General features: G+C 72.7%; 16 protein-coding genes. 11 read left to right on the forward strand and 5 right to left on the reverse strand.

The annotated features are described in order from the left end of the window. The first annotated feature begins 437 nt into the window (after positions 1-437). From AB0E67_RS15175 to AB0E67_RS15190, 4 genes are all read left to right on the forward strand, one after another. Positions 438-1,583 carry a CaiB/BaiF CoA-transferase family protein gene (locus tag AB0E67_RS15175; protein WP_362026037.1) on the forward strand — a complete coding sequence of 382 codons (1,146 nt, stop codon included), beginning with the start codon at positions 438-440 and terminating at the stop codon, positions 1,581-1,583. An 80-nt stretch (positions 1,584-1,663) separates the two neighbouring features. Next, complete coding sequence (locus tag AB0E67_RS15180; protein WP_360110989.1) at positions 1,664-2,806, forward strand: acyl-CoA dehydrogenase family protein; 1,143 nt, start codon at positions 1,664-1,666, stop codon at positions 2,804-2,806. An 80-nt stretch (positions 2,807-2,886) separates the two neighbouring features. Then, positions 2,887-4,101, forward strand: coding sequence for an acetyl-CoA C-acetyltransferase (locus AB0E67_RS15185; protein ID WP_362026040.1), 1,215 nt, complete (start codon positions 2,887-2,889; stop codon positions 4,099-4,101). A 32-nt stretch (positions 4,102-4,133) separates the two neighbouring features. Next, a complete protein-coding gene (locus AB0E67_RS15190; RefSeq protein ID WP_362026043.1) occupies positions 4,134-6,341 on the forward strand; it encodes a 3-hydroxyacyl-CoA dehydrogenase NAD-binding domain-containing protein in 2,208 nt (735 codons plus the stop codon). A gap of 34 nt (positions 6,342-6,375) precedes the next feature. Here the strand turns inward: AB0E67_RS15190 and AB0E67_RS15195 are convergent, their stop codons facing one another. After that, positions 6,376-7,110, reverse strand: coding sequence for a MerR family transcriptional regulator (locus tag AB0E67_RS15195; protein WP_362026046.1), 735 nt, complete (start codon positions 7,108-7,110; stop codon positions 6,376-6,378). Between the two features lie 181 nt (positions 7,111-7,291). Between AB0E67_RS15195 and AB0E67_RS15200 the strand changes: the two genes are divergently transcribed. Then, positions 7,292-7,768, forward strand: a complete 477-nt coding sequence (locus AB0E67_RS15200; RefSeq protein ID WP_362026049.1) for a macro domain-containing protein — start codon at positions 7,292-7,294, stop codon at positions 7,766-7,768. A 54-nt stretch (positions 7,769-7,822) separates the two neighbouring features. On the opposite strand, the gene AB0E67_RS15205 is transcribed toward AB0E67_RS15200, so the two are convergent. Both AB0E67_RS15205 and AB0E67_RS15210 read right to left on the reverse strand, forming a co-directional pair. Beyond that, complete coding sequence (locus AB0E67_RS15205; RefSeq protein ID WP_362026050.1) at positions 7,823-8,251, reverse strand: hypothetical protein; 429 nt, start codon at positions 8,249-8,251, stop codon at positions 7,823-7,825. A gap of 294 nt (positions 8,252-8,545) precedes the next feature. Continuing rightward, positions 8,546-9,799, reverse strand: coding sequence for an MFS transporter (locus AB0E67_RS15210; protein ID WP_362026455.1), 1,254 nt, complete (start codon positions 9,797-9,799; stop codon positions 8,546-8,548). Positions 9,800-10,113: 314 nt separating this feature from the next. Between AB0E67_RS15210 and AB0E67_RS15215 the strand changes: the two genes are divergently transcribed. Further along, positions 10,114-11,052 carry an oxygenase MpaB family protein gene (locus AB0E67_RS15215; RefSeq protein WP_362026053.1) on the forward strand — a complete coding sequence of 313 codons (939 nt, stop codon included), beginning with the start codon at positions 10,114-10,116 and terminating at the stop codon, positions 11,050-11,052. A 101-nt stretch (positions 11,053-11,153) separates the two neighbouring features. On the opposite strand, the gene AB0E67_RS15220 is transcribed toward AB0E67_RS15215, so the two are convergent. Then, positions 11,154-12,641: a M1 family metallopeptidase gene (locus AB0E67_RS15220; protein ID WP_362026056.1), complete on the reverse strand. Its 1,488-nt coding sequence runs from the start codon at positions 12,639-12,641 to the stop codon at positions 11,154-11,156. Positions 12,642-12,855: 214 nt separating this feature from the next. Between AB0E67_RS15220 and AB0E67_RS15225 the strand changes: the two genes are divergently transcribed. The 3 genes from AB0E67_RS15225 (at position 12,856) to AB0E67_RS15235 (ending at position 18,029) form a co-directional block, all read left to right on the forward strand. Continuing rightward, positions 12,856-14,796: a Xaa-Pro dipeptidyl-peptidase gene (locus AB0E67_RS15225; protein ID WP_362026059.1), complete on the forward strand. Its 1,941-nt coding sequence runs from the start codon at positions 12,856-12,858 to the stop codon at positions 14,794-14,796. Between the two features lie 143 nt (positions 14,797-14,939). Beyond that, positions 14,940-16,259 (forward strand): M14 family metallocarboxypeptidase, encoded by a 1,320-nt coding sequence (locus AB0E67_RS15230; RefSeq protein WP_362026062.1) that lies wholly within the window; start codon positions 14,940-14,942, stop codon positions 16,257-16,259. 132 nt (positions 16,260-16,391) lie between these two features. Further along, complete coding sequence (locus tag AB0E67_RS15235; RefSeq protein WP_362026064.1) at positions 16,392-18,029, forward strand: ABC-F family ATP-binding cassette domain-containing protein; 1,638 nt, start codon at positions 16,392-16,394, stop codon at positions 18,027-18,029. 112 nt (positions 18,030-18,141) lie between these two features. On the opposite strand, the gene AB0E67_RS15240 is transcribed toward AB0E67_RS15235, so the two are convergent. Next, complete coding sequence (locus AB0E67_RS15240; RefSeq protein ID WP_362026067.1) at positions 18,142-20,532, reverse strand: Tex family protein; 2,391 nt, start codon at positions 20,530-20,532, stop codon at positions 18,142-18,144. 296 nt (positions 20,533-20,828) lie between these two features. Between AB0E67_RS15240 and AB0E67_RS15245 the strand changes: the two genes are divergently transcribed. Further along, complete coding sequence (locus AB0E67_RS15245; RefSeq protein ID WP_362026069.1) at positions 20,829-21,791, forward strand: GlxA family transcriptional regulator; 963 nt, start codon at positions 20,829-20,831, stop codon at positions 21,789-21,791. A gap of 155 nt (positions 21,792-21,946) precedes the next feature. Further along, positions 21,947-22,582 carry a DJ-1/PfpI family protein gene (locus tag AB0E67_RS15250; protein WP_362026072.1) on the forward strand — a complete coding sequence of 212 codons (636 nt, stop codon included), beginning with the start codon at positions 21,947-21,949 and terminating at the stop codon, positions 22,580-22,582. Positions 22,583-22,605: the final 23 nt, after the last annotated feature.

Here is a 22,605-nt window from a genome sequence, read left to right on the forward strand (position 1 = left end):
GTCCGGTGCGGTGCATCGCAAGGCGGAGGGTCGTCCTCGTACTGGGCGTACGAGGACGATCCTCCGCCTCGCGATCAATGGGGTCTTCCCTGTTCGGGCGGAGCCGAGAACTGGGGAAGCGCCGGACGCCGCACGGCCCGGCCCCCGGCCGGACGACGGCACTTCGAGGACACGGCCCAGGAGGAAGCCCGGACCCGCCGGGACGGAGGCCGCGGCCCACTGGGAGCGAACGGTGTCCGGCAGCCCGCCGCGGGGCTGCCGGACACCGGCATGCCGTCGGGGTGGCGGTGGTCGTGGCGATGTGCGGCCGGGCGGTGTCCATGAGGGAGGATCCGGGGAGGACCAAGCGCTTGCTCGGCCGGAGGGCTTGTGCGCGGAGTGGTGCGTTCTTAGCATCATCGCTGTTACATCAGTTGTGTCATACCGCTGGGGGCCCGATGGCGACGACCGGGTACGGATCACACGGCCCATTGACGGGCGTGCGCGTCCTGGAGCTCGCGGGCATCGGGCCCGGGCCGTTCGCCGCGATGCTCCTGGCCGATCTGGGGGCCGACGTCGTCCGCGTGGACCGGCCCGGCGGGCCGGGGCTCGGCATCGACCCCGCGTACGACCTGACCAACCGCAACAAGCGGTCCGTCATCGTCGATCTCAAGGCCCCGGACGGGCCCGGGACGGTGCTCGACCTGGCCGCGCGCGCCGACATCCTGATCGAGGGGTACCGCCCGGGCGTCGCCGAACGCCTCGGGGTCGGCCCGGACGCCGCGCTCGCGCGCAATCCGAAACTCGTCTACGGACGGATGACGGGCTGGGGGCAGGAGGGTCCGCTCGCCGAACGGGCCGGGCACGACATCGCCTACATCGCCCTCACCGGCACCCTTTCCCTGATCGGCAAGCCCGGCGAGCCGCCCGCCGTCCCGGCCAACCTGGTCGGTGACTACGCGGGCGGCTCGCTCTATCTCGTCGTCGGTGTCCTCGCCGCGCTCCAGCACGCCCGTACCCCCGGCGGCCGGGGCCAGGTCGTGGACGCGGCGATCGTGGACGGCGCCGCCCACCTCGCCACGATGATCCACGGCATGCTGGCGGCGGGCGGCTGGCAGGACCGGCGCGGCTCCAACCTCCTGGACGGCGGCTGCCCCTTCTACGGCACGTACGAGACCGCCGATGGCGAGTACATGGCGGTCGGCCCCCTGGAGCAGCGGTTCTACGACGAGTTCAGCACGCTGCTCGGCATCGACGGGGAGGCCCCGGAGCGGTCGGACGTCACGCGCTGGGACGAACTGCGCGCCCTCGTCGCCGATCGGTTCCGGGCCCGCACCCGCGCGGAATGGACCGAGGTGTTCGCGGGCACCGACGCCTGCGTCGCACCCGTCCTCTCGCTCCGCGAGGCCCCGCACCATCCGCACCTGGCCGCCCGCTCCACCTTCGTCGAGCACGAGGGCCTCACCCAGCCGGCCCCCGCGCCCCGCTTCTCCGCCACACCCGTCGCCGTACACCGCGGGCCCGCGCGGCCCGGCGCGGACACCGAGGCCGTCGCCGCCGACTGGGACGTCCCCGGGCTCGGCGGGGGCGCGCCCCCGGCCTGACGGGACGACGACACCCCGGCCCCGGCGGAGCCGGACGGCCCGGCCGAACCACGACCACCACCGGCCCCAGGAGGCCCGCAGTGCAGCGGCAGATCTTCACCGAAGAACACGACGCGTTCCGCGAGACCGTCCGCACCTTCCTCGACAAGGAGGTGCTCCCGCACTACGAGCAGTGGGAGAAGGACGGCATCGTCTCCCGCGAGGTGTGGCGGGCGGCCGGACGGCAGGGGCTGCTCGGCCTCGCCGTGCCCGAGGAATACGGAGGCGGCGGCACCACCGACTACCGCTACAGCGCCGTCCTCGCCGAGGAGTTCACCCGGGCCGGAGCCCCCGGCCTCGCCCTCGGACTGCACAACGACATCGTGGGCCCCTACCTCACCGGCCTGGCCACCGACGAACAGAAGCGGCGCTGGCTGCCCGGCTTCTGCAGCGGCGAGACCGTCACCGCCATCGCCATGACCGAACCCGGGGCGGGCTCCGACCTCCAGGGCATCCGCACCACCGCCGAGGACAAGGGCGACCACTGGCTGCTCAACGGATCGAAGACGTTCATCTCCAACGGCATCCTCGCCGACCTCGTGGTCGTCGTCGCGAAGACCACCCCCGAAGGCGGTGCGAAGGGCCTCTCGCTGATCGTCGTCGAGCGTGGTGCCGAGGGCTTCGAACGGGGCCGCAACCTCGACAAGATCGGGCAGAAGTCCCAGGACACCGCCGAACTCTTCTTCAACGACGTCCGCGTCCCCAAGGAGAACCTGCTCGGTGAACGCGACGGCGCGTTCATCCACCTGATGACCAACCTGGCCCAGGAACGGCTGGGCATAGCGGTCGCCGGGATCGCCGCCGCCGAACATCTGCTGGAGATCACGACCCGGTACGTCAAGGAGCGCGAGGCGTTCGGCCGGCCGCTCTCCAAGCTCCAGCACATCCGGTTCGAGATCGCCGAGATGGCCACCGAGTGCGCCGTCACCCGCACCTTCGTCGACCGGTGCGTCGTCGACCACTCCGACGGCGGGCTCGATGCCGTGCATGCCTCGATGGCCAAGTGGTGGGCCACCGAACTCCAGAAGCGCGTCGCCGACCGCTGCCTCCAACTCCACGGCGGTTACGGCTACATGGCCGAGTACCCGGTCGCCAGGGCGTTCACCGACGGCCGCATCCAGACCATCTACGGCGGCACCACCGAGATCATGAAGGAGATCATCGGCCGGTCGCTGCTCGCCTGACCCGCCCCGTCCGACCTCCCGACGGCCTACCGGCCGCCCCTCGGTCCCCGTCGACCGACCACCCTCGAAAGGCTGCTGACTTGAGCACCGAAGCGTACGTCTACGACGCGATCCGCACCCCGCGCGGCCGCGGCAAGGCCGATGGAGCCCTGCACGGCACCAAGCCGATCGACCTCGTCGTCGGCCTCATCCACGAGATCCGCGCCCGCTTCCCCGGCCTGGACCCGGCGGCCGTCGACGACATCGTCCTCGGCGTGGTCAGCCCGCTCGGCGACCAGGGCTCCGACATCGCCCGCATCGCCGCCATCGCCGCCGGACTCCCGGACACCGTCGCGGGCGTCCAGGAGAACCGGTTCTGCGCCTCGGGCCTGGAAGCCGTCAACCTGGCCGCCGCCAAGATCCGCTCCGGCTGGGAGGACCTCGTCCTCGCGGGCGGTGTCGAGTCGATGTCCCGCGTCCCGATGGGCTCCGACGGCGGCGCCTGGGCCATGGACCCGATGACCAGCTTCCAGACCGGCTTCGCCCCGCAGGGCATCGGAGCCGACCTCATCGCCACCATCGAGGGCTTCTCCCGGCGCGATGTCGACGAGTTCGCCGCGCTCTCCCAGGAACGCGCCGCCGAGGCGTGGAAGGAGGGCCGGTTCGCACGCTCCGTCGTCCCCGTCAAGGACCGCAACGGTCTCGTCGTCCTTGACCACGACGAGCACATGCGGCCCGGCACCACCGTCGACACGCTCGCCGGCCTCAAGCCGTCCTTCGCCACGATCGGCGAGGCGGGAGGCTTCGACGCGGTCGCGCTGCAGAAGTACCACTGGGTCGAGAAGATCGACCACGTCCACCACGCGGGCAACTCCTCAGGCATCGTCGACGGCGCCGCGCTCGTCGCGATCGGCAACAAGGAGGTCGGCGAACGGTACGGGCTCACGCCACGCGCCCGGATCGTCTCCGCCGCCGTCTCCGGCTCCGAACCCACCATCATGCTGACCGGTCCCGCGCCCGCCACCCGCAAGGCCCTCGCCAAGGCCGGACTCACCATCGACGACATCGACCTCGTCGAGATCAACGAGGCGTTCGCCGGTGTCGTCCTGCGCTTCGCCCGGGACATGGACCTCTCCCTCGACCGGATCAACGTCAACGGCGGGGCCATCGCGATGGGCCACCCGCTCGGCGCCACCGGCGCGATGATCCTCGGCACCCTCATCGACGAACTGGAGCGCCGCGACCGGCGGTACGGGCTCGCCACCCTGTGCGTCGGGGGAGGCATGGGCATCGCCACCGTCGTCGAACGTCTCTGACCGTCCCTCCTCTCTTACGGAGAAGAACCGCAATGACCGAGAGCACGACCATCCGCTGGGAACAGGACGAGACCGGCGTCGTCACCCTGGTGCTGGACGACCCCGACCAGTCGGCCAACACGATGAACCGGGCGTTCAAGGACTCCATCGCCGCCGTCGCGGACCGCGCCGAGGCCGAGAAGGACTCCATCCGCGGCATCATCTACACCTCCGCGAAGAAGACCTTCTTCGCGGGCGGCGACCTCAAGGACATGATCAAGGTCCGTCCCGAGGACGCCCAGCGGGCGTTCGACACCGGCACCGCCATCAAGAACGCGCTGCGCCGCATCGAGACCCTCGGCAAGCCCGTCGTCGCCGCCATCAACGGCGCGGCGCTCGGCGGCGGCTACGAGATCGCGCTCGCCGCCCACCACCGCGTCGCCCTCGACGCCCCCGGCTCCCGGATCGGCCTGCCCGAGGTCACCCTCGGCCTGCTGCCCGCGGGCGGCGGTGTCACCCGCACCGTACGCCTCATGGGCATCACCGACGCGCTGCTGAAGGTCCTCCTCCAGGGCACCCAGTACACCCCGCGGCGCGCCCTGGAGAACGGTCTCGTCCACGAGGTCGCCACCACCCGCGAGGAGATGCTCGACAAGGCCCGTGCCTTCATCGACGCCCATCCCGAGTCCCAGCAGCCCTGGGACGTCAAGGGGTACAGGATCCCCGGCGGCACCCCGTCGCACCCGAAGTTCGCCGCGAACCTCCCCGCCTTCCCGGCCAACCTGAAGAAGCAGCTCGCGGGCGCCCCGATGCCCGCGCCCCGCAACATCCTGGCCGCCGCGGTCGAGGGCTCACAGGTCGACTTCGAGACCGCGCTGACCATCGAGGCCCGCTACTTCACCGAACTGGTCACCGGCCAGGTCGCCAAGAACATGATCCAGGCGTTCTTCTTCGACCTCCAGGCCGTCAACTCCGGCGCCAGCCGCCCCAAGGACGTCGAGGAACGAAAGGTCCGCAGGGTCGCCGTCCTCGGCGCCGGAATGATGGGCGCCGGCATCGCCTACTCCTGCGCGCGCGCAGGCATCGACGTCGTCCTCAAGGACGTCTCCGCCGAGGCCGCAGCCAAGGGCAAGGCGTACAGCGAGAAGCTCCTCGACAAGGCGCTCTCCCGGGGCCGCACCACCGAGGCGAAGCGCGACGAGCTGCTGGCCCGCATCACCCCGACCGCCGACCCGGCCGACCTGGCGGGCTGCGACGCCGTCATCGAGGCCGTCTTCGAGGACACCGCGCTCAAGCACCGTGTGTTCCAGGAGATCCAGGACGTCGTCGCACCGGACGCCCTGCTCTGCTCCAACACCTCGACCCTGCCCATCACCGTCCTCGCCGAGGGCGTCGAGCGCCCCGCCGACTTCGTCGGGCTGCACTTCTTCTCGCCCGTGGACAAGATGCCGCTGGTCGAGATCATCAAGGGCGGGAAGACCGGCGACGAGGCCCTGGCCCGCGCCTTCGACCTGGTCCGGCAGATCGGGAAGACCCCGATCGTCGTCAACGACTCCCGCGGCTTCTTCACCTCGCGCGTCATCGGACAGTTCATCAACGAGGGCGTCGCCATGGTCGGCGAGGGCGTCGAACCGGCGTCGATCGAGCAGGCCGCCGCGCAGTCCGGCTACCCGGCGAAGGTCCTGTCCCTGATGGACGAGCTGACCCTCACCCTGCCCCGCAGGATCCGTGACGAGACGAGGAGGGCCGTCGAGGAGGCCGGTGGCACCTGGGACGCGCACCCGGCGGACACCGTGATCGACCGCATGGTCGACGAGTTCGGGCGCCCCGGACGCAGCGGCGGCGCGGGCTTCTACGAGTACGACGAGAACGGCGGGCGCATCCGCCTGTGGCCCGGACTGCGGGAGCACTTCGGCCGCCCCGCGGATCCGGCCGCGGGCGGGTCCGACGCCCGTCCCGGCACCGACGTCCCCTTCGTCGACATGCAGGAGCGGATGCTGTTCTCCGAGGCGCTGGACAGCGTGCGCTGCCTGGAGGAGAACGTCCTCACCTCCGTCGCCGACGCCAACATCGGCTCCATCATGGGCATCGGCTTCCCGCCGTGGACCGGTGGCGTGCTCCAGTACGTCAACGGGTACGAGGGCGGCCTGCCCGGCTTCGTGGCCCGCGCCCGGGAACTCGCCGAACGGTACGGCGACCGCTTCCTGCCGCCCGCGCTGCTCGTGGAGAAGGCCGAGAGGGGCGAGACCTTCCACGACTGACCCGCCGCGCGGGTCCCGCCCCCGCGGGCCGTGTTCACTCCGCCGTGAACGCGGCCCGCAGCTCCTCCTTCAACGACCGCTGGAACGCGGTCACCAGTGCCTGGATCACCATCGGCTGCATATGGGCGGACAGCGACTTCATCGCCGCCACGTGCTCCGGATCCGACTCCCGCTCCCGGTACGGGCCCCACACCTCGTCCCGGAACAGCCGGGTCAGCTCCTGCGCGGCGGACCGGGAGTGCTCCAGCAGCACCGTCCGCGCGGCCAGGATCGTCTCGTGCGCGATCGGCACCCCGAGCAGTTCGACCCCGAGCCTCAGCAGCCCCGGGTCCACCCGGTACCCGCCGTCGACCGGCTCCGCGCGCTCCAGCACCCCCATCGCCGCCAGCCGCGCGATGTCCTGTTCGTCCAGTGCCCGGCCCGCCCGGCGCTCCAGCTCCGCGCGCGTCGCGTCCTCCGCCGAGTCCGGCGCCCAGGACGCCACCAGCGCCCGGTGGATCGCCAGGTCCTGGGCACTGAGGTCGGGCGGCAGCTGTTCCAGGTAGCGTTCGATCGCGGCCAGCGTCATGCCCTGGTGCTGGAGCTCCTCGATGAGCGCGAGCCGGGACAGGTGCTCGGCCCCGTAGCGCCCGACCCGGCGCGGCCCGATCACCGGGGGCGGCAACAGTCCCCGGGTGCTGTAGAAACGTACGGTGCGCACGGTGACACCGGCGCGGGCCGCCAGCTCGTCGACGGTGAGCGTCGTCGGATCCTCGGTCCCGGTCGCCATGTCTGCTCCTCGCACTCCGGCCCGGCGGTGAACGGCCGAACCCGCCCGCAACGGTTCAACAGTATTGCTGTCTCACCATCCTTGTGAAAGTGCCCGGTGGCCGTGTGGCGGGTGGTGCGCGGGCCCGCGGCGCTCCCGCCGCCCCGCGTGCGATGTCGGTGCCGGCCCGTATGGTGCCCCCATGTCGGAGATCACGTACATCCGGGGCGACGCCACCGCGCCGCAGGGCAGCGGCGTCAAACTGATCGCGCACGTCTGCAACGACCTCGGCGGCTGGGGCAAGGGCTTCGTCCTGGCGGTCTCGCGCCGCTGGCCCGAACCGGAGGCGGCCTACCGCCGCTGGCACCGGGAGCGGGCGGGCAACGACTTCGCGCTCGGCGCCGCGCAGTTCGTCCAGGTGAGCCCGTACATATGGGTGGCGAACATGGTGGGCCAGCGAGGGATGCGCAGGGGCAGCAAGGGAGTTCCGGTGCGCTACGAGGCGATCGACACGGCGCTGGGGTCCGTGGCCGACCGGGCGATCGCACTGGAGGCGTCGGTCCACATGCCCCGGATCGGCTGCGGGCTGGCGGGCGGCACATGGTCCAGGATCGAACCGCTGCTGGAGAACCGCCTGCTGAGCCGGGGCATAGCGGTCACGGTGTACGACCACGACTGAGCCACCGGGCCCGGCCCCGCCGCGGCGGGGCCGGGTGCCGCGCCATCGGCCGGTTCAGCGCTCGGGGCGCAGACCGAGGACGATCGGCCAGTCGTCCCCGTCGGCGGCCACGTCGTCGGGCGCGCGGTCCGGGCCCGCGGTGAACACCGCGGTCAGCGGAGGCGTCAGCGCGTACCGCTCGGCGTCCACCGCGCATTCCGCGCGCAGGACCATCGCCGCCTCGGGGTCGACCGCCGAGCGGTCGGGAAAGGCCGACGCGTCCACGTCGACCTGGCCCAGCGCGAACGGGTACACGGCGACGGCGACCTCCAGGCGGTCGCCGTCCAGTACGTGCTCGACCCAGCCGTCGGTCGGCAGCAGGTGGAAGGCCCCGTCGCCCTCGTAGCAGTAGTCGCCCAGCCGTGCGACGGCGCGCTCGCCGGGCGTGCCGTCCGGGTCGACGACGAGCGTCACGACGGGCACGTCCGGCTCGTCGGGATTCACGCCGGAACGAACGAGGAGCCGGGCCACGGGACGACCTCCGAAGACGGGTGCGGCGTACGAGCCCTCAGTAGAACACGGCGGTCCGGGGGCGGGGCCGGTGGCCGGGGGCCACGGCCCGTCAGGCCAAGGGCTGTCCCGTAATCCCTGGCGGGCGTGCGACGACAGCTGCGGCACCTCGCCGTGTTGTCGGAACGCCCGCATACATCCAGTGTGCGGGCGCCTACATCCAGTGTGCGGGCGCCCCTCCGCCTTGCGATGCACCGCATCCGACGCCGCGTGCCGATTCGCCAGGGATTACGGGACAGCCCTTGGGCTCGCGGCCCGGTCGCCCGTGTTCCGGGGCGCTTTCCCACGGCGCGGGAGCAGCAGCGGGGTGGCCAGCAGGAGCACTCCGGCGAGCGCGATCGCGGTGCGGGCACCGGCGACGGCGGCGAGCAGACCCCACAGGGCGGTCAGGGCCGCGATGACGCCGCTGCTGCTGACCGACCACGCGGACAGGGTGCGGGCGACCCGGTCGGGGGCCGCGTGGTCGAGCCGGTGGGTGGCCAGCACCGGATTGAACAGCCCGCAGCAGGTCACCAGGCCCAGTTGGACGCCGATGACGAGCACGATCCCGGGGGCGCCGGGCTGGACGAAGGCCAGGCCGGCCGGCCAGACGGCGCGCAGCGTCCCAGCGGTGAGGAGCACCCCGTGCCGCCCGAAGCGGGCCACGAGCCGGGGCGCCAGGCGCGAGCCGACCAGGCCACCGACGCACGGGGCCGCGAACGCCAGGCCGTACTGCCAGGGGGCGAACCCGAGGCGGCCCAGCAGCAGTACGGCGAGCACCGGCTCGGTGGCCATGATCAGGCCGTTGACCACGATCGTGTTGAAGAACAGCGGGCGCAGCACGGGGTGGCCGAGGATGTGCCGCCAGCCCTCGACCAGGTCGCCCGCTCGCGGGCGTGGCGCCCCGACCCGCGCGATGTGCGGTTCCGTCCCGCCGATGGCGCGGATGCAGAGTGCCGAGAGCAGATGGCTGACCGCGTCGGAGACCACGGTCACCATCGGGCCGAACAGCCCGATCGCGGCCCCGCCGAGCGGTGGTCCGACCACGGTCGCGGTCCACGTCGTGGACTCGAACCGGCTGTTCGCGACGAGCAGGTCCTCCCGCGGCACGAGCACCCTCAGATACGCGCCGGCGGCCGCGTTGAACGCGATGCCGGACGCCGCGACGACGACGGAGACGACGAGGAGCTGGGCGAAGCCGAGCAGGCCGAGCGCGAACGCGACGGGGACGCTCAGCAGCGCCGCGAACCGGGTCAGGTCCATCGCCACCATGACGGGACGCTTGCGGCGGAACTCCACCCACGGACCCAGCGGCACCGCGACCACCGCCCCGACGGCCCGGCCCGCCGCGGACAGCGCCGCCACCTGGGTCGGATCGGAGTGCAGCACGAGAACCGCGATCAGGGAGAACGCCCCGAAGCCGAACCCCGAACCGTACGAGCTGACGGCGTACGCCGCCCACAGCCACCCGAAGCGCCGCCCCAGCGCCCGCCCGTGCACCATGCCCACATGCCTCTCGTCGATCCGCACAACCAGACGTTGACGACCGGAATCCAAGCGGGAGGCGAACGAGGAGATCAAACAACCGGGGAGCTGGACGACACAACCGAAGGTTGTGCCGTCCATGACCGGCGTGGATCCCCGAGCCGTGCGCACCGTCGCGGACGCGGGGCGCTTCCGGCACGCCCTACGCGTCGACGGCCCGTGCCCGTCGCGTGTGCACCCGGGAGGGGGCCACCCCCGGGGGGACCGCATACTGGTTCGTACCGGGACCGGGCGCCCCAGCCGTACGCCCGGCCGACCGCCGGGAGCACCGTATGAGCACTTCGCCGGCACGCGGCGCCGACCCCGCCCCCGCGCCGCACGACCCCCTCCCTCCGCCGCCCGGGGGCGTGCTCTGGAGCATCTCCGGGGACGTCCGCACCCTGCTGATGCTGCCCGCCGCCCTTGCCCTCCAGGTCGCCCATCCGGCGGTCGGCGCGGGCGTCGACGAGTACTCCGTCTTCCGCACGGACCCGTGGGGACGCGGTGAGAGGTCCCTGCGCTCGCTCCAGCTCTGGGTGTACGGGGGAGAGGAGGCCGCCGAGGAGGGGCGCAGGCTCCGCCGGCTGCACCGGACCATCCAGGGGGTCGACAGCCGGGGCCGCCGCTACCACGCGCTGTCGCCCGCCACCTACGCGTGGGTGCACGCCACCGGCTTCCCCGTCTACCGGCATGCCGCGCGCTACCTGCTGAGGCCGTTCACCGAGGCGCAGGAGCGGGCCCTGTACCGGGAATGGCTCCAGGTGGGCAGGGTTCTGGGCATCCACGACCGGGACATGCCACAGACGATCGAGGAGTTCTGGCCGTACTTCCGCAAGACGCTCGACGAGGAGATCGAGCGGACCGTCGTCGTCGACGATCTGCTCGCGACCGACCGGCCCGTACCGCCGCCGGACCGGGGGCCGTTGCCGCTGCGGCCGGCGCTCCGGGCGCTGTGGCCGGTGCTGTTCCCGCCACTGGCCCGGTTCCGCCGCTTCGTCACCGTCGGCCTGATGCCGCCGGAGGCGCGGGAGGCGATCGGACTGGAATGGACGGACGCGCAGGAGCGGAGGCTGCGGAGGCTGGGCGCGGTGGTGCGGCGCGTCGTGCCCGTGCTCCCCGAGAGTCTGCGCTATCTGCCGTACGCGCGCCGGGCGCGGGCGGCGCACCGGGCGACCGTGCGCGGTGACCGGGCGCATCTCGGACAGCGGGTCGCGCCGCATCGGCCGACCTGATCACGGGCCGGTCCGGTCCGTTCCGTGCGCGGGTTCCGTCGCCCACCGGGAGGAAGAGGGCGACGGAACCCGGAGCACGGTTCGGGCGGCCGGACGGACCGTCAGCGGTGGTCGTGGACCGTGTTCGTCGCGGCGATCTTCTTCCACGACGCGGGCCGCTCGGCCTTCGTGGGAGCCTGCGCCAGGCGCGTCCCGGCCGGGGCCCCGGGCCGCGACGGCTGGTACAGCCAGGTGTCGAAGAAGCCGGCGAGGGGCGTGCCCGAGACCCGCTCGGCGTAGGCCACGAAGTCGCCCACGGACGCGTTCCCGTACGCGTGCTCGGCGGGCCAGCCCTTGAGCAGTTCGAAGAACGTCTCGTCGCCCAGCTTGTCGCGCAGCGCCTGGAGCGCCAGCGCCCCGCGGTCGTAGACGGCTCCGTGGAACTGGTCGTCGGGGCCCGGGTCGCCCGGCTTCACGGTCCAGAAGGGATCGTCCGCGGGGTGCAGGGCGTAGGTGTGGTCGGCCAGTTCCCGCGCGGTGCCCTCGCCCTCCTTCTCCGACCACAGCCACTGGCTGTACCGGGCGAAGCCCTCGTTGATCCAGATGTCCTTCCAGCCCTTGACGGACACGCTGTCGCCGTACCACTGGTGCGCCAGTTCGTGGACGACCACCGAGACGTTGGAACCGTTCGAGAACTGCTTCGGGCTGTAGAACGGCCTGGTCTGCGTCTCCAGCGCGAATCCGCTCGTCACGTTGGGGGAGTAGCCGCCGAGCGCGTCGAACGGGTACGGACCGAACACCTCCGTCAGCCACTCGGCGACCTCGGCGGTCCGCTCGATGCTGGCGCGCGCCGCACCGGCGTTGGCGCCGAGGTCCTTGCTGTACGCGTTGACGACCGGCAGCCCGTCCGTCGTGGTGTCCGTGGTGATGTCGAACTTCCCGATCGCCAGTGTCGTCAGGTACGTGGCCTGCGGCTTGCTGGAGCGCCAGTTGAAGCGGGTCCAGCCGAGCTTCGAACTCTGCGACTGGAGCGTGCCGTTGCTGATCGCCTGGGTGCCGTCCGGCACCGAGACCGAGATGTCGTACGTCGCCTTGTCCAGCGGGTGGTCGTTGCTGGGGTACCACCAGACGGCCGACTCCGGTTCCTGCGCGGCCACCGCGCCGTCCGGTGTACGGACCCAGGACGTCCAGCCGTTGACCTTCGCCTCGGAGGGCTTCCCGGCGTACCGCACGACCACCGAGACGGCCCTGTCCTTCGCCAGCGGCGACGCCGGAGTGATCTCCAGCTCCTGTTCGCCGCTCCTGGCGAACGCGGCCTTCCTGCCGTTCACCCGCACCTCGGACACGTCCAGCGCGAAGTCCAGGTTGAAGCGGGACAGCGCCTGCGTGGTCGTGGCGAGGATCGTCGCCGTGCCCTCCAACAGGTCGGTGGCGGGCTGGTACTTCAGCCGCAGGTCGTAGTGGGACACGTCGTAGCCGCCGTTGCCGCTGGCCGGGTAGTAGGGGTCGCCGATGCCCGGGGCGCCCACGGTTCCCCCGGCGGCCGAGGCCGGGACCGCCAGCAACAGGGAGGCCGCGAGGGCGCCGGGGGCGATGAGTCTGCGGTGCACGAATGCTCCAAGTCGTCGGTTCCGGACGGTTTTCTGAGTGCTTGCCAGGACCCTAAGCAGGGACCTTCCTGTTAGTCATGTCCATGGTCGCCGTTGTCACACGTTCGCCATTCCGCCGACATGCCGGCCCGGCGGCGTCCCCGGCCCGGTCACGCCAGGCTGATCAGCGATCGCCCTCTGTCGCAAGGGAGTTGACCGAGGGTACCTTCCGCCCATGCCGATTCGTGCGCGGGGCACCCGCTTGACGTACCGATCGCTGATGGTGGCGGCCCTCGCCGCCCTGACGACCACGCTGCTCGCACCGGCGGGCGCACAGGGCGCCGAGGCCGGCGCCGTCACGGGCCGGGAGGCCGGACCGGCCGCCGACGGACACCCGCGGAGCGGATCGCCGGTGAGCAGGCCCGTCCACTCGTACGAGAACGCCGTCCGCGAGTCCGTCTGGGTCGACACCGGACTCGACGGCGACGGGGACGGAAGGAACGACCGCGTCGCCGTCGACATCGTCCGGCCCCGCGAACCCGCCCGGCAGGGCCGCAGGATCCCCGTCATCATGGACGCCAGCCCCTACTACTCCTGCTGCGGCCGGGGCAACGAGAGCCAGCTCAAGACGTACGACGCCGACGGCAGGCCCGTGCAGTTCCCGCTGTACTACGACAACTACTTCGTGCCGCGCGGCTACGCCTTCGTCGCCGTCGACCTGGCCGGCACCAACCGCTCCGACGGCTGCGTCGACGTGGGCGGCCCCTCCGACGTCACCTCCGCCAAGGCCGTCATCGACTGGCTGAACGGCCGCGCCCGCGGCTACACCACCCGCACCGGCCAGCGGCGCGCCACGGCCGACTGGTCCAACGGCCGCACCGGGATGATCGGCAAGAGCTACGACGGCACCGTCGCCAACGCCGTCGCGGCGACCGGGGTGGACGGACTGCGGACCATCGTCCCGATCGGCGCCATCTCCTCCTGGTACGACTACTACTTCTCCCAGGGCGCCCCGCTGTACGACGGCGGACCGGACCGGCTCGCCGACGGGGTGGAGAGCCCCGAGGCGCGCGGCCGCTGCGCCGCCGTCCAGCGCCGGCTCGTCGAAGGCGCGCCCCGCACCGGGGACCGGACCCGGCTGTGGGCCGAACGCGACTACGTGAAGGACGCCCGCAAGGTACGGGCCAGCGTCTTCGCGGTGCACGGCATGCAGGACCTCAACGTCCGCACCAAGCACCTCGGTCAGTGGTGGGACGCGCTCGCGGCCCGGGGCGTGGAACGCAGGATCTGGCTGTCGCAGACCGGACACGTCGACCCCTTCGACTTCCGGCGGGCCGAGTGGGTCGACACGCTGCACCGCTGGTTCGACCACTACCTCCTCGGTTACGACAACGGCATCGAACGCGAACCGATGGCCGACATCGAACGCAGTCCCGGCCAGTGGTCCACCGACCGGGTCTGGCCGCCGCGCACCACCCACGCAGTCACCGTGCGCCCCGGCCCCGGAGCGGCGCCCGGCGTCGGCACCCTGGGGCTGCGCCCCGCCCGCCCCGGCGCCACCGAGACGTTCACCGACGACCCCGCGCTGAACGAGCTGGAATGGGCCGCCGACGCGGACCGCCCCACGGCCGCCAAGGCCGCCTTCCGTACCCCGCCACTCTCCCGGGACCTGCGGCTGTCCGGATCGTCCACGGTGACCGTCACCGCCACCCCGACCACGTCGAGTGCCCATCTCTCCGCCGTCCTCGTGGACCTCGGCCCCGACACCATCCGCGACTACGGCGCGTCCGGAGAAGGCATCACCACGCTCCCCGGACGCACCTGCTGGGGTGCGAGCACCACCGGCGACAGCGCCTGCTTCAAGGAGACCCGGGCCGACACGGCCACCGTCGACCGGACCGTGTTCAGCCGGGGCTGGGCCGACCTCGGCACCCACGCCTCCGCCGGGCACGGCCGCCCGCTCACCCCGGGCCGGGCCCACACGATCACCCTCCGCCTCGCCGCCACCGACCACGTCGTCCCGGCCGGACACCGCCTCGCCCTGATCGTGGCCGGAACCGACCGGGGCCTCATCGAGCCGCCGGACTCCACCCCCACGCTCACCCTCGACCTGGCCCGTACGTCCGCGTCGCTCCCGCTCGCCGGCGGCACCGCCGGCCTCGGGGCCGTCCCGTAACCCGCCGATCCAGCACGGAGCGCAGGACAGCCCCCCGTACGCGCCACCGCGGGTCCCGACCCGTGGCAGCCACCCCCCGCAGCCCGCCCCGAAGGCGTGACGCCACCGCGTCCCGCCGGCCGCACCCAGGGAGGAAGCCGCCCATGACACCCCGTATACCGACCGCGCGCCGACTCGGCCGCCGACACCTGGCCCTGGCCGCCGCCGCGGCCCTGCTCGCCACGCCCCTGGCCGCCGTCCCCGCGGCGGCCGCCCCGAGCGCCCCGGCCGCTCCGCCCCGCACCGGATTCGAGACCAGCGGCGGGGCCCGGTGGACGAGCCGGGCGGAGGAGCAGTCCTTCCTGGCCGCCGTCGACCGCGACAGCGACCGGGTCTCCGTCGAACGGATCGGCACCACGCGGCAGGGCCGCCCGCTCCAGCTCGTCCGGATCGGGAACCATCGCCCCACGGCCCACACGATGCTGCTGATCTGCAGCCAGCACGGCAACGAACCCTCCGGCCGCGAGGCCTGCCTGACCACCGTCCGCGATCTGGCCCACGCCCGGGACCGGCGGACCCGCGCCTTCCTCTCCCGCACCACCGTCCTCGTCGTGCCCACCGCCAACCCCGATGGGCGCGCCGCCGACACGCGCGGCAACTCCGACGGCGTCGACATCAACCGCGACCACATCGCGCTGCGGACCGCCGAGGCCCGCGCCATGGCCGCCGTCATCCGCGACCACGAGCCGGACGTGATCTACGACCTGCACGAATACGGGGCCACCCCGCCCTACTACGACAAGGACCTCTTCGTCCTGTGGCCCCGCAACCTCAACACCTCCGACCGGATCCACGGCGAGTCGGGGATCCTGGCCGAGGACTACGTACGGCCCGCCGCGCTGAAGGACGGCTACAGCAGCGGCCTCTACGGCATCTGGACCGACCCGGTCACCGGAGATCCGATCAAGCAGACCGCGGGCGACGGACAGGAACGCATCCTGCGCAACACCTCCGGCATCAAGCACGCCGTCGGCCTGCTCATCGAATCCCGTGTCGACGCGCTCGACGACGCCGAGAAGGCCGACCCGGCACTCAACAAGCGGCGCCGTGTCGACTCCCAGCTCACCGCGCTCGGCGGCCTGTTCGCCTTCGCCGACGAACGGCGCGGCCGCATCGTGGCCGCCACCGCGGCCTCCCGCGCGGCGGGGTTCAAGGACCGGGGCCCGGTCTTCCTCGGCGGCGCCGACAACGAGACGCCCGACGCGGGCCAGGTCCTCCAGGACCCGCCGTGCGGATACCGGCTCACCAAGGACCGGTTCGACGAGGTCGAGGACGAACTCGTCCTGCACGGCGTCACGGCACGGCCCGACGGCGACGGAGCGTACGTACCGCTGAGACAGTCCGCCCGCAACCTGATCCCGCTCCTCCTGGACGAGCGGGCGGCCCACCACCTCACGGACGGACGGCCCGACACCAGTTGCTGACCCGGCCCCGGGGGGACGCACCTCGTCCCCGTTATGTTCTTCGCGGTCCTGCAAGAGGGCCGCTGGCCTCCGGGCCCCGCCCGCGGCCGAACGACGGCAGTGTCGAGGACAGCCCTTAGGATCGGCATCCTGATGACTGCCACACTCGTCGCCAAGGACCTCACCGCCGCGCACGGCGACCGCACCCTCTTCGCCGGGCTCGACCTCGTCGTCGCGCCCGGTGACGTGATCGGTCTCGTCGGAGTCAACGGCGCCGGCAAATCGACCCTGCTCCGGCTGCTCGCCGGGCTCGACCGACCGGAGCGGGGGGAGCTGCGGCTCTCGCCGCCCACCGCCACCGTCGGCCACCTCCCGCAGGAGCCGGAGCGGCGTCCGGGCGAGACCGTGCGGGAGTTCCTGGCCCGCCGCACCGGCGTCGCCGACGCCCAGCGGGCGATGGACGAGGCGACACAGGGCCTCGTCGACGGGGCGCCCGGCGCCGACGACGCGTACGCCGAGACGCTGGAACGCTGGCTGGCGCTCGGCGGCGCCGACCTCGACGAGCGCGCCGAGGAGGTCGCCGCGGACCTGGGTCTCGCCGTCGGCCTCGACCTGCCGATGACCGCGCTCTCCGGCGGCCAGGCGGCCCGCGCCGGCCTGGCATCCCTGCTCCTCTCCCGCTACGACGTCTTCCTGCTCGACGAACCCACCAACGACCTGGACCTCGACGGTCTGCAACGGCTCGAACGCTACGTCTCCGGTCTGCGCGCGGGCACGGTCGTCATCAGCCACGACCGCGAGTTCCTGACGCGCACGGTCACCAAGGTCCTCGAACTCGACCTCGCCCAGCAGGCGATCAACCTGTACGGCGGCGGATACGCGGCCTACCTGGAGGAGCGCGAACGGGCCCGCAGGCACGCCCGTGAGGAGTACGAGGAGTACGCCGACAAGCGCGCCGCCCTGGAGGACCGCGCCCACACGCAGCGCACCTGGATGGACAAGGGCGTGAAGAACGCCCGGCGCAAGGCCGGCGACAACGACAAGATCGGCCGCAAGTTCCGCAGCGAGGCGAGCGAGAAGCAGGCGGCGAAGGCCCGGCAGACCCAGCGCATGATCGAACGGCTCGACGTCGTCGAGGAGCCGCGCAAGGAATGGGAACTGCGGATGGAGATCGCAGCCGCGCCCCGGTCCGGCTCGGTCGTAGCGACCCTGCGCGAAGCACGCGTGGCACGGGGCGACTTCGTCCTCGGCCCGGTGTCCCTCCGGATCGACTGGGCGGACCGGGTCGCGATCACCGGCGCCAACGGGGCGGGCAAGTCCACCCTCCTCGCCGCCCTCCTCGGACGCCTCCCGCTGGACTCCGGGCACGCGGCGCTCGGCTCGGGCGTGGTGGTCGGCGAGGTCGACCAGGCGCGCAAGCTGTTCCACGGCACGGAGTCGTTGCTGGACGCGTTCCGCGCCGCCGTACCCGACAGCGAACCGGCCGAGGTCCGCACGCTGCTCGCCAAGTTCGGTCTGCGCGCGGACCATGTGCTGCGCCCCGCGACGACCCTCTCGCCGGGGGAGCGCACCAGGGCCGCGCTCGCCCTCCTCCAGGGCCGGGGCGTCAACCTCCTCGTACTCGACGAGCCGACGAACCACCTCGACCTGCCCGCCATCGAGCAGCTGGAATCGGCGCTGGACTCCTACCCGGGCACGCTGCTCCTCGTCACGCACGACCGGCGGATGCTGGAGGCGGTGCGGACGACACGGCGCATCGAGGTGGTGGACGGCAGGGTGAAGGAACTCTGACCGTCCGGCCCCGGGGCCGCCGCTCCCGACCCCGCTCCGACGGGGCCCGGGCGGCGGGCCGGGGCGGAGGCGGGAGCGTGCGGGACCGCGCGCCCCGCCCCTGCCCGGGGCATCAGCGCTTGCGGCCGCCGTCCCGGTCCGGACCGGTCAGCCCGGCCCGCCGCAGGGCGTCCGCCATCGCGCTGTTCACCGGCGCCGGCGCCGGGCGGGCGGAGCCGCCACCGCGCCGGTCGCGGTCCTGACCGCCCTGACGTGGGCGCGGCGGCCGGGCACCCTGGCCACCCCGCTCGCCGCGTTCCCGCCGGGACCCGCCGCCCTGGCCGGACGCCCCCGCCTCGTCGTCGAGCCGCAGCGTCAACGAGATCCGCTTCCGCGGAATGTCGACGTCCATGACCTTGACCTTGACGATGTCGCCCGGCTTCACGACATCCCGCGGGTCCTTCACGAACGTCCGCGACATCGCCGACACGTGCACCAGACCGTCCTGATGCACCCCGATGTCCACGAACGCGCCGAACGCCGCGACATTGGTGACGACACCCTCCAGCACCATGCCGGACGCCAGGTCGCCGATCTTCTCGACGCCCTCCTTGAAGGTGGCCGTCCTGAACGCGGGCCGCGGGTCGCGCCCCGGCTTCTCCAGCTCCTTCAGGATGTCGGTGACCGTCGGCAGACCGAACTTCTCGTCCACGAAGTCGTCGGCACGCAACGACCGCAGCATCCCCGTGTTGCCGATCAGCGAGGCCACCTCACCGCCCGTCCGCTTCGCCATCGCCCGCACCACCGGGTACGCCTCCGGGTGCACGCTCGACGCGTCCAGCGGGTCGTCGCCCCGGATGCGCAGGAAGCCGGCGCACTGCTCGTACGCCTTCGGGCCCAGCCGCGCCACGTCCTTGAGCGCCCTGCGCGACCGGAAGGGCCCGTTCGCGTCACGGTGCGCGACGATGTTCTCCGCCAGCCCCGCGCCGATCCCCGAGACCCGCGAAAGCAGCGGCGCCGAGGCGGTGTTGACGTCCACACCGACACCGTTCACACAGTCCTCGACGACCGCGTCCAGCGACCGCGACAGCTTCACCTCGGACAGGTCGTGCTGGTACTGGCCGACCCCGATCGACTTCGGGTCGATCTTCACCAGCTCCGCGAGCGGGTCCTGGAGGCGCCGCGCGATCGACACCGCGCCGCGCAACGACACGTCCATGTCGGGAAGTTCCTGCGAGGCGAAGGCCGAGGCCGAGTACACCGACGCGCCCGCCTCGGACACCATCACCTTCGTGAGCTTCAACTCCGGGTGCTTCTCGATCAGTTCACCGGCGAGCTTGTCGGTCTCGCGGGACGCCGTGCCGTTGCCGATCGCGATCAGCTCGACGTCGTGCGCCCGCGCCAGCTGCTCCAGCCGTGCCAGCGCCTGGTCCCACCTGTTCGCGGGGACGTGCGGGTGGATGACGTCCGTGGCGACGACCTTGCCGGTCGCGTCGACGACCGCGACCTTCACGCCCGTACGGAAACCGGGGTCGAGCCCCAGCGTGGCGCGCGTCCCGGCCGGTGCGGCGAGCAGCAGGTCGCGCAGGTTCGACGCGAAGACCCGCACCGCCTCGTCCTCCGCCGCCGTGCGCAGCCGCAGCCGCAGGTCGATGCCGAGGTGCACCAGGATCCTGGTCCGCCAGGCCCAGCGCACGGTCTCGCCCAGCCACTTGTCGCCCGGGCGGCCCTGGTCGCTCACTCCGAAGCGCCGGGCGACGACACCCTCGTACGACGACGGTCCGGGCGTGTCCGAGGGCTCCTCCGGCTCCATGACCAGATCGAGCATGTCCTCCTTCTCGCCCCGCAGCATCGCGAGCACCCGGTGCGAGGGCAGTTCGGTGAACGGCTCGGCGAAGTCGAAGTAGTCGGCGAACTTCGCGCCCGCCTCCTCCTTGCCCTCGCGCACCTTCGCCGCCAGCCGGCCACGCGTCCACATCCGCTCGCGCAGCTCGCCGATCAGGTCGGCGTCCTCCGAGAACCGCTCGGTGAGAATGGCGCGGGCGCCCTCCAGCGCGGCGGCCGGGTCCGCGACGCCCTTGTCCGCGTCGACGAAGGCCGCGGCAGCGGCGAGCGGCTGCACCGACGGGTCGCCGAGCAGCCCGTCGGCGAGTGGTTCGAGTCCCGCCTCGCGGGCGATCTGCGCCTTGGTGCGTCGCTTGGGCTTGAACGGCAGGTAGATGTCCTCGAGGCGCGCCTTGGTGTCGGCGGCCCTGATCCGGGCCTCCAGCTCCTCGTCCAGCTTGCCCTGCTCGCGCACGGAGTCGAGGATCGCCGACCGGCGGTCCTCCAGCTCCCGCAGGTACCGCAGCCGCTCCTCAAGGGTGCGCAGCTGCGCGTCGTCGAGCATCTCGGTCGCTTCCTTGCGGTAGCGCGCGATGAACGGCACGGTCGATCCGCCGTCGAGCAGCTCGACGGCCGCCTTCACCTGCCGCTCGCGTACGCCGAGCTCCTCGGCGATCCTGCCTTCGATGGACGTCGTCACGGTTCTACCGACTCGCCTTCTCGTACGGGCTGTACTGGTCGCACGGACTGTGCTCACGGGGCCGGGGCCCCTTCGTCTGCATTGTGCCGGGTGGCCGGGCGCCGTGTCGCCCGGCCACCCCCGACGCGCGTCGGCCGGTCGTGTCCGGCGCCTGCCGATGAGTGCGGGCAGACCGCGAGGGCGGGAGAACCGTACGGCCGAGGAGGACCGGGGGAACCGGGGACGTCCGGGCCATGGCAGGAAAGGTGGGGGATATGTCATTGCGGTCATGGGAGCTGCCGCGAAGGATGGTGGGCATGACGCAGCGATCCGTACTCGTCGTCCTCTTCGACGGCGTCCAGAGCCTCGACGTGACCGGCCCGGTGGAGGTCTTCGCCGGGGCCTCCCGCTTCCTCGGGGCCATGTACGACCTGCGCACCGCGTCCGTCGACGGCTCCCCGGTCCATACGAGCAGCGGCCTCGTCCTCGTCCCGGACACCGCCCTCGCCGACGCGGAGCCGCCGCACACCCTGCTCGTCCCCGGGGGCGAGGGCACCCGCGTCCCCGCCCCGGCTCTCGTCGGCTGGCTCCGGGAGCACGCCCCGCGCGCCGAACGCCTCGTCTCCGTCTGCACCGGAGCGCTGCTGCTGGCCGAGGCCGGACAGCTCGACGGGCACCGGGTCACCACCCACTGGACCGTCTGCGAGCACCTGGCGCGCACCCACCCGGCCGTGGAGGTTGACCCGGACCCGATCTTCGTCCGGGACGGCAGGCTGGCCACCTCCGCCGGGGTCACCGCGGGCATCGACCTCGCCCTCGCGCTCGTCGAGGAGGACCACGGCCGGGAGGTCGCCCTCACGGTCGCCCGCCATCTCGTGGTCTTCCTGCGCAGACCCGGCAACCAGTCCCAGTTCAGCGCGCAGCTCACCGCCCAGACCGCCCGGCGCGAGCCGCTGCGCGAGGTACAGCACTGGATCACCGAACACCCGTCCGCCGACCTCACCGTCGAGGCCCTGGCCGCCCGTGCCCGCCTCTCGCCCCGTCACTTCGCCCGCGCCTTCCGGGCCGAGACGGGCCTCACACCGGGCCGATACGTCGACCGGGTACGTCTCGAACACGCCCGCCGACTGCTGGAGGACACCAGCGACGGAGTCGCGGGCATCGCGCACGCCTGCGGATACGGCACCCCGGAGGCCATGCGCCGCGCCTTCGTCAAGGCGCTCGGCACGGCACCCGCCGAGTACCGCCGACGCTTCCGGCCCGGGCCCGGCACGGACTGAACGACTTCCCGCACACGACCGCGCGGGCCCGGCTGACGCTCCACCAGCGGCACGGCCGGCCCGCCGCGCACCGACCCCCGTGCGAGCGGCGGCGCGCTCCCGGGCCACCGCCACCCGCCCGACGACACCGACGACACCGAAGTCAAGGAGCACCCATGCAGATCGCCATCGTCCTGTTCGACCGCTTCACCTCGCTCGACGCCGTGGGCCCCTACGAGATGCTCCAGCACCTCCCCGGCGCCGAGACCGTGTTCGTCGCCGAACGGACCGGCCCCGTGCGCAACGAGAGCGGCAGCATCGCGCTCGTCGCCGACCGGACGCTCGCCGATGTGCCGTCGCCGGACGTGGTGGTCGTCCCCGGCGGTCCCGGCCAGACCGGCCAGATGGACAACGAGGCGCTGCTGGGCTGGCTGCGCGCGGCCGACGCCACCAGCACCTGGACGACCTCCGTCTGCACCGGGTCGCTGCTGCTCGCCGCGGCCGGACTGCTGAGCGGCCGCCGCGCCACCTCGCACTGGCTCGCGCTGGACACCCTGAAGGAGTTCGGTGCCGAACCGACCGGCGAGCGCGTGGTCTTCGACGGCAAGTACGTCACGGCGGCGGGCGTCTCCTCCGGCATCGACATGGGGCTCGCCCTGCTCGGCCGGATCGCGGGCGACGAGCACGCCATGTCCGTACAGCTGCTGACCGAGTACGACCCCCAGCCGCCGTACGACGCGGGCTCGCCGGCGAAGGCCCCGGCGGCACTGGCCGACCAGTTCCGTGCCCGGCGCGCCACCCTCCTCCGGTAGCCCCCCTCTCCGGTGGGGGCGGC

This window comes from Streptomyces sp. NPDC032161 (assembly GCF_040636995.1).
GTDB lineage: Bacteria > Actinomycetota > Actinomycetes > Streptomycetales > Streptomycetaceae > Streptomyces.